Origin of the sequence: Ruminococcus sp. 210702-SL.1.03, from assembly GCF_020559915.1 — a bacterium.
Classification (GTDB): Bacteria; Bacillota; Clostridia; order Oscillospirales; family Ruminococcaceae; genus YE71.
The window spans coordinates 140,576-148,710 of sequence record NZ_JAJCLZ010000003.1 but is presented as its reverse complement, the minus strand read 5'-3'; the positions used below and the strand labels follow the sequence as shown (position 1 = coordinate 148,710).

The following is an 8,135-nucleotide window of genomic DNA, read 5'->3' as shown; positions in this document are numbered from 1 at the left end:
GCTTCCATGAGAGTGTCGCGCTGTTTGCGGTGACCTTGTACTCGCGCAAAGCGGGCGGGTTCAAGCCGTTGTTCGCTTCGACGAGCACCGCCGCGGTCTGAACGGGCGCGCCGTATACCTCCGCGCTCGGGAGCATTGCCGCCGTACTGCACATTATCGCCGCCGCTGCGGGCAGGGCTATCAGTTTTTTTATCGTTGTGTTCATATTATTTTCCTCCTATAATATCTGTCAGAATAATTATATCACCACCGTCGAAATTTGTCAACGGTGTTTACAAAAAAAGCGCCCCCGCAGCGGAGAGCGCCTAAAAATTATTCTGCCGTTTCCGATCCAGTAATAGTATCCTCGGTATCGGCGGTATCTTCGCTGTCGTCTATCTCGTCGTAGTCCTCGTTTTCGTCGATGTAATATCCGTCGTCATTCAAATATTCATCGAGATCATCGTAATTCTGTCTTTCGAGGTATGGCAGAGCGTTCAGCTTGCTGATGACCTTTTTCACATCGTCCACCGATTCGTAGAAAATCGTCTGATCGTAAACCGTGTCGGAGTAGTACATATCATCGCCTTCATACTTGCGCGAATTTATGTATATCTCGAGCGTATCGCCATACTCATCGAAAGGATCGTAATAAACATTGCCGAAGTTCTTCAAAAAATCGCTTATGCTCTTTTTATCCGGCCTTTTCGCCTCATATATGATCTCGAATACCTTTTCGATGTCCTTTTTGCTGGCGTCGGCGCTTATTTTATAATCGCCCCAAACTTCATTTCCGTAATCTTCATCAAAATAGTTGTAATTCATCGAAACGTCGATATAAAGGCTGCCGTCGTTTTTCAGATTTGCTACCAGACCGTTGTAGCCGAAGCCGTTGGTAATATAGCCCAGCGCCAGCACCGCTATGAAGCATACGCAGTCGGCGGCGTATCTCAGCAGCCATACCAAAACGCTCTTGACGGATAGTTTAGCGCGGCTGACTATTATATTTATAATAGTATATACCAGCGCGGCAACTACCAGACCCATTCCGAAAATGCCGGTCATGTAGAATATCACCAGTACCGTGAACACAACAAGAAGCATCATCAGCGAGTAAGCGCTTCTGAAAACTATCGGGCTGCCGACTGTCTTGCCGTCGCGCTTTCTGTATATCAGCAGGCAGGCGAATATCACAGCCAGCGAGATAAGGCAGTTTATAAACGTGTAAACGCTGTACCACTTAGCGTCGTATTCCTCAACCATAATAAGCGGCATATACGACCAAAGCGAAAGGAAATGCTCGTTTATGTAGCCGGTAGATACTCTGGCGTAGTTCTCTACCATAGTGTATATCATGGTGGAGGGCATCGCGGTGATTATGCCCGCGGTGATTATCGGGAAATATATGCTCTCCGCCGCCGAGCCGCAGCAGCAGTTCCAAAATATCGAAACTGCCGCGGTAAAGAGGATAACGCTAAGGTAAAGCAGCGTCAGCGGCAGTGCGTATTCCGCAGCATTGCCCACTCCGCGGTGGTAGCCCGCAAAGCCCGCTATCACCATAACGTTCGCCAGTACCGTCCAGAATATCGCTGGTATTATCTGTATGAATGTCAGCGCCATCAATTTAGAGAAGTAGCGCTCGTTCGCCGTCATCGGCAGCGAGAGGGTAATGTCGCACTGCTGTCTGTTGTGCATATCGCTGAAAAGCGAGCTGCAAATGAAATATCCGCAGCCTGCCGCCGCGAGGAAAAGCACTATCGAGAGGCCGTAAGGAAAAAACTCGCCGTCTTGCATAGCGGTAACTATGCCGTTCAGACCATATGTCAGCGCGCCCGCGCCCATAAGTATGTTTATTATCAGCAGCATTTTTCGCTGCACGCGCACTTCGGCAAACGCCGCGTTTTTAATTCTCTGAAATGACATTTCCATACCCCCTTGCCTGCAATTCGTAAATAAATATCTCTTCCAGCGTAAGCGGTATAGTTTCCGCAATGTCTATGCCGAGGGAAGATATTTTCTCGTCTATCTCAGTTTCCGTACCTTTTATAATAGCCTGCGCTACTCTGCCCGTAGCGCTGTATTCCATTACGCGCAGACCCATAAGCTCCAGTTCGCCGCGCGGAACAACGCGCTTTTTGTCCACCAGCTGTACTTTTCTGAATCCGCTGCGTATCTCGTCTATCTCGTCGGCGAAGATAAGCTTGCCCTTGTGTATCAGCATAGCGCGGTCGCAAAGCTCGTTTATCTCGGCAACGTTGTGCGAGGAAACTATCATAGTTGCGCCGCGGTCGAGCATTTCGTCAACTATCATTTCCTTTACTACTTTCCTCATAGCGGGGTCGAGTCCGTCGAAAGCTTCGTCGAGCATAAGGCACTTTGTCATGCAGGAAAGCCCTATAATAACTACCGCCTGCCGCTTCATTCCCTTTGAAAACTCAGCCATGCGCTTGTTTGTCGGCAGACCCAGCTTAGCCGTCAGCCGCTCGTACACCTCGTCGGAAAAATCGGGGTAGTAGCTGCGGTAATACTTTCTCAGCCCCTCCAGCGTGAAATCGGCGTACTGCACCGTTTCATCGTTCACGAAAAATATCTTTTTCTTAGCCTCTGGGTTGTCGTACACCTCTTCGCCGTCGATGGTTATGCTTCCCTGCTCGGTCTTGTAAATGCCGCAGATCATGCGCATAAGGGTAGATTTTCCCGCGCCGTTAGAGCCGAGAAAGCCGTATATGCAGCCTTCTGGCACGGTTATTGAAACATCGTCCAGCGCCGTAAAATCTTTTTTCTTATCCAGAGCGCCGCCTTTAAAAGTCAGCGATACGTTTTTTATCTCTATCATTTCGCTCCGTCCTCCTTCACTTCATCAATAAGCTCGCTGCCAACGCTTTTTACTATATCTATAAGCGTTTGCTGCGGAACGCCCGCCGCGAGAGCCTCACGCGTTTTCTCCTCAAAGCCGCGTGTGAGCGCCGTTTCGGCGTGGCCCTTCTGCTCTGCCACAAAGCACCCTTTGCCCGGCACGGAGTAGATTATACCGTCGTGCTCCAGCCGCGCATACGCCTTTGCGACGGTGTTTGGGTTCAGCCCCAGCTCTTTCGCGAGCGACCTCGCGCCGGGCAGCTTATCGTCTTTTTTCAGCGCGCCGAGCGAAATATCTGCACAAACGCACTTGCAGATCTGTTCGTATATCGGCGTTCTGCCTGTAATATCCAGCGTTATCACGTTCTCCGCTCCTTTCTTATCATACTCGATACTTGATCCGTCTTTTTTTTGTTGTCCTTTTTTGTCCCTAACTGTACAGTGTATCAGGTGTACTAAGTGTATTATCTGTAATAGTACAGTTATATTATACTCCCGCTCGTTCAATTTGTCAAGGGTTTTTGCATATCTCTATGATTTTCGGCGATATGCACATATTCCGCCGCCGTGATTAGTCCTGTTTTCACAAATATGCTGTCAGTATCTTCCGCACAAATCAAGAGCTGTTGACTTGAAGATGAAAATATATTATAATATAGTAAGATACACTACCTATGCACCTTAAAAAGGAGATCAAATTATGACGATAAAAAGTACGCGCGGCATATCTTTAGCCGCCGCTGTGCTCATGATGATAACGGCGCTCTTCCTCGCGCCGCTGCACGCTTCGGCTGAGGCGCACGGAAATTTCTACATTCCCGAAGGCGCAGTGCCCGCAGGCAGCGAGTTTGAAATAAGCGTGGAATTTACCGCCGATGATACGATAGGCACGGTGCAGGCGGCAATGACGTACAGCGAAGATTCGATAGAATTTATCAGCGGCGATTCCGCTTCGGGCGGCGGCGGTATAGTAAATATAAAAGGCTTCCCCGACAGCGCCGCGCAGAGCCTTACAGTTTCGCTGAGGTTCAAAGCGCTGACCGAGGGAAGCTCGCAGATAAATCTTACTAACGGCTCGGTATTCACCCCCGATGGCACGGCGCTCAGCACCGCCATCACCGCATACGCCACGATCACGGTAGGCCCTGCCGCGGCTAACGATTCTAACGGTGAGAGCGATTCATCGGCGGCGGATACTACCGAGAGCGTTGACACTTCGGGCAAGGCTCTGCTCAAATCGCTTACGCTGGAAACAGGCGAGCTTCGTCCCGAGTTTTCGCCCGGCATATATGACTACACCGTAACAGTTCCGCACGAAGTTGACCTGCTGGAGCTGGAGGGCGTTACCATGAGCGAGAACGACAGTATATGGTACGAGGGCGCGAAATATCTCGCCGACGGCGTAAATCAGCAGACGATAACCGTCACAGCCCCCGACGGCACGCAGAACGTTTACACCGTAACCATCTACCGCGAAACTGCCGACGGCGACAACAACGCCGACTACACCGATGACCCTGACGATTCGCAGGATCCGCAGGAGCAGATAACTTCTCAGCAGGCGAGCAGCAGCACCGCTTCCCGCGCGACAAAGCCGCCCTCCGACGAAACAGGCGTGCAGGAGCTTCGCGACAAGATAATGCCCGCGATGTACGTCGCGATGATCGTGATAGTACTCGCAGTAATCATACTGATCGTGTGGATAAGAAGCAAGAGCAAAAACAAACTGAAATAAGAAATTCCCCCGAGCTTTTGGTTCGGGGGAAATTTTTGCTTTATAAAGCCGTCAAGCGCTTGGGCTTACTTTGATATTGAATATTTTAACCTGCCAAAACCTGCTCACGAAGATTTCTTATGCAGATTTCTAAACTCGGCGGGCGAGAGCATCTCGTGGCGCTTGAACACCGCGCAGAAGTACGAGCAGTCGTTATAGCCTACCTCCGCCGCTATCTCGTTGATGTTTTTCTTATCCTCCAGCAGAAGCATCTTTGCCTGCTGTATGCGCTTTCTGGCAAGATATTCAAACGGACGCAGATTTAAGCACTCTTTAAAAAGCCTGCATAGATACTGCGGCGAAAGATCTATCAGCACTGAAAGCTCGGTAAGGGTAATATCCTTTCGGTAATTCTTATTGATGTAATCAATGACAGGCTGAAGCTGATTTTGCTTAGCGCCGTCGTGAGAACCGTTTTGCAGATTTACAACGCGGTTCAGCTCGATGAAAAACTGGTACAGATGCGCCGAGCACTGCTGACCGCAGTAGTAGTAATTGGTGCGCATGAGGTAGAGCATTTTCTTGAAGATAGCGTCGAGCGAATTAAGGTCGTGTATATGAAAGACCTTAGCTTTTTCAAGCTTTATGTACTCCATTACAGACTCTACTTCCCTGCCCTCAAAGGTTATCCAGTGAGTTTCCCATATCTCTTCGGTAGGGTAATATTCGTGCGGCACATTCGGCGGCAGGTAAAAAGCGTCGCCCGCGTTTATCGGGTACTCTTCGCCCTCCAGCACCAGCACGCCGCTTCCGCGCACGCAGTAGATTATCTGGTGGTTCGGGTAGCCCTCTTCTCTTATAAAATGAAATTCGCGGTCGCGCGCGCCGATGCCTAAAACGTACAGCGGCAGATTGACCTCGTCATTTAGCACAGGATAGTAAAAATCCGTCATGACAATATCCTCCAGCGGGTAAATATATAAATGTATATGGTGCGACCAAAGCGAGAGAAAAGCCCCCTCGTTTTGGTTCATAAATTCATATCTTATAATAAGATTATAGCACATTGCCGAAAAAAAGTCAATAGGAATTATAATAATTTAATGAAACAAAAATATATTAAATCAGTTTTTTGTATAAATCGCGCGGTTATTGGAAATATAATGCGTAATATGTACAATATCGGGAAAGCGAACGCTGATTTCATAAATTTATAAACGCGGCGAAAATATCGACTTATATAATGCGTCAGCGCTTCGACAAGCTTTTTTCTCAGCCATCAAAATGCACAAAAAAAGTATTTTTTTATAGTTCAAAATAAATTAACATGAGAAAATTTTCCCCGCCCTTGACATATCAAGTTTATTGTGTTATTATAAATGTATGATATGCGGGTGTATGTATACCGCATATGGATTTTTATATGATTCATGTGGGGTTAGCCATATCTAACCACACGTTGGTCATATACGATCAAGAAAGGAATGATTGATTTGACAGAAAAGTTTTGCGCGCAGTGGGAGGGCTTTGCCCCGGGAAGATGGAGCAACGGCTCGGTAAACGTTCGCGACTTTATTAAGAAGAACTATACCCCCTACGACGGCGATGAAAGCTTTCTGGCGCCCCCCAGCGAGGACACCAAGAAGCTGTGGGCAGAAGTGCTCGACCTTTTTGAACAGGAGCGCGCCAAGGGCGGCGTTCTCGACATGGATACCAAGATCGTTTCCACCATCACCTCACACCCCGCAGGCTACATCGACAAAGAACTCGAGAAGATAGTAGGTCTTCAGACTGACAAGCCCCTGAAGCGCTCGCTGCAGCCTTTCGGCGGTATCAGAATGGCTGTAAACGCCTGCAAGCAGAACGGCTACGAAGTAGACCCTGAAATAGTTGAAATATTCACCAAATACCGCAAGACCCATAACCAGGGCGTTTTCGACGCTTACACCCCTGAGATGAAGGCTGCAAGACACGCCGGCATAATCACCGGTCTGCCTGACGCTTACGGCAGAGGAAGGATCATCGGCGACTACCGCAGAATTGCTCTTTACGGTATCGACCTCCTCAAAGAGGACAAGCAGGACCAGATCGACACCTCGCTCGTAAGAATGACCTCTAAGAACATTCGTCTGCGCGAGGAGCTGGCTGAGCAGATGAGAGCTCTCGACGACATCGCTGAGCTGGGCAGGATCTACGGCTGCGACATCACAAAGCCTGCTGCTAACGCTAAGGAAGCTGTACAGTGGCTGTACTTCGGCTACCTCGCCGCTGTTAAGGAGCAGAACGGCGCGGCTATGTCGCTCGGCAGGACCTCTACCTTCCTCGACATCTACATCCAGCGCGACCTTGAAAAGGGCATACTCACTGAGGAAGAGGCGCAGGAGCTTATCGACCAGTTCATCATGAAGCTGAGAATGGTAAAATTCGCTCGTACCCCCGAGTACAACTCCCTCTTCTCCGGCGACCCGACATGGGTAACCGAGTCGATCGGCGGCGTTACCATCGACGGCGAGCACATGGTCACCAAGAACTCGTTCAGATACCTGCATACACTTGAGAACCTCGGCCCTGCTCCCGAGCCTAACATGACCGTACTCTGGAGCAGAAAGCTGCCTATCAACTTCAAGAATTACTGCGCTAAGATCTCTATCAATACCTCTTCCATCCAGTATGAGAACGACGATATGATGAGAGCTACCCACGGCGACGACTACGCTATCGCCTGCTGCGTATCCTCTATGAGAATAGGCAAGGAAATGCAGTTCTTCGGCGCACGCGCTAACCTCGCTAAGTGTATGCTTTACGCTATCAACGGCGGCGTTGACGAAAAGCTCAAGATACAGGTCGGCCCTAAGTACCGCCCGATCACAAGCGAATACCTCGACTACGATGAGGTAATGGAGCGCTACGACGATATGATGGAATGGCTGGCAGGTCTGTATGTAAACACCCTGAACGTTATCCACTATATGCACGATAAGTACTGCTACGAAAGAGCGCAGATGGCTCTGCACGACAGAGATGTAAAGAGATACTTTGCAACAGGTATCGCAGGCCTTTCGGTAGTAGCAGACTCGCTCTCCGCTATCAAGTACGCTAAGGTAAAGTGCATCCGCGATGAAAACGGAATAGTTACCGACTACGAGGTAGAAGGCGATTATCCTAAGTACGGCAACAACGATGACAGAGTTGACAAGATAGCAGTAGATCTGGTACGCACCTTCATGAACAAGATCAGAAAGCACCACACCTACCGCGACGGTGTTCCCACCATGTCTATACTCACCATCACTTCCAACGTCGTATACGGCAAAAAGACCGGCTCGACCCCTGATGGAAGAAAGATCGGCGTGCCTCTCGCACCCGGAGCTAACCCGATGCACGGCAGAGATACTCACGGCGCTGCCGCTTCGCTCTCCAGCGTAGCTAAGCTGCCTTTCCGCCACGCACAGGACGGTATCTCCAACACCTTCTCCATCATCCCCGACGCACTCGGCAAGGACGATCAGGTATTCATGGGCGACATCGACGTGCAGAGCATCGCTGACGCTATGGCAGAGGATAAGTAATAAAAAACACATTTTCG

Annotated in this window: 7 protein-coding genes; 2 read left to right on the top strand and 5 right to left on the bottom strand. The window is 49.5% G+C overall.

All coding sequences use genetic code 11. From position 1 onward, the window contains the following. From LI114_RS03420 to LI114_RS03405, 4 genes are all read right to left on the bottom strand, one after another. The coding region (locus LI114_RS03420) for a hypothetical protein (RefSeq protein ID WP_227219336.1) at positions 1-205 on the bottom strand (205 nt) is incomplete at its 3' end. Between the two features lie 107 nt (positions 206-312). Then, entirely contained in the window at positions 313-1,902 is a 1,590-nt protein-coding gene (locus tag LI114_RS03415; protein WP_227219335.1) for a hypothetical protein, read from the bottom strand. After that, positions 1,883-2,815, bottom strand: a complete 933-nt coding sequence (locus LI114_RS03410; RefSeq protein ID WP_227219333.1) for an ABC transporter ATP-binding protein — start codon at positions 2,813-2,815, stop codon at positions 1,883-1,885. The genes LI114_RS03415 and LI114_RS03410 overlap by 20 nt, the downstream gene beginning before the upstream one ends. Next, positions 2,812-3,198 (bottom strand): GntR family transcriptional regulator, encoded by a 387-nt coding sequence (locus LI114_RS03405; protein ID WP_227219331.1) that lies wholly within the window; start codon positions 3,196-3,198, stop codon positions 2,812-2,814. Before LI114_RS03405 ends, LI114_RS03410 begins: the two co-directional genes overlap by 4 nt. Positions 3,199-3,535: 337 nt before the next feature. Between LI114_RS03405 and LI114_RS03400 the strand changes: the two genes are divergently transcribed. Next, complete coding sequence (locus LI114_RS03400; protein ID WP_227219329.1) at positions 3,536-4,570, top strand: cadherin-like beta sandwich domain-containing protein; 1,035 nt, start codon at positions 3,536-3,538, stop codon at positions 4,568-4,570. A gap of 104 nt (positions 4,571-4,674) precedes the next feature. On the opposite strand, the gene LI114_RS03395 is transcribed toward LI114_RS03400, so the two are convergent. Then, positions 4,675-5,502, bottom strand: coding sequence for an AraC family transcriptional regulator (locus LI114_RS03395; RefSeq protein ID WP_227219327.1), 828 nt, complete (start codon positions 5,500-5,502; stop codon positions 4,675-4,677). A 540-nt stretch (positions 5,503-6,042) separates the two neighbouring features. Here LI114_RS03395 and pflB point away from each other — a divergent pair. Next, positions 6,043-8,118, top strand: coding sequence for a formate C-acetyltransferase (gene pflB, locus LI114_RS03390; RefSeq protein ID WP_227219325.1), 2,076 nt, complete (start codon positions 6,043-6,045; stop codon positions 8,116-8,118). Positions 8,119-8,135 lie beyond the last annotated feature (17 nt).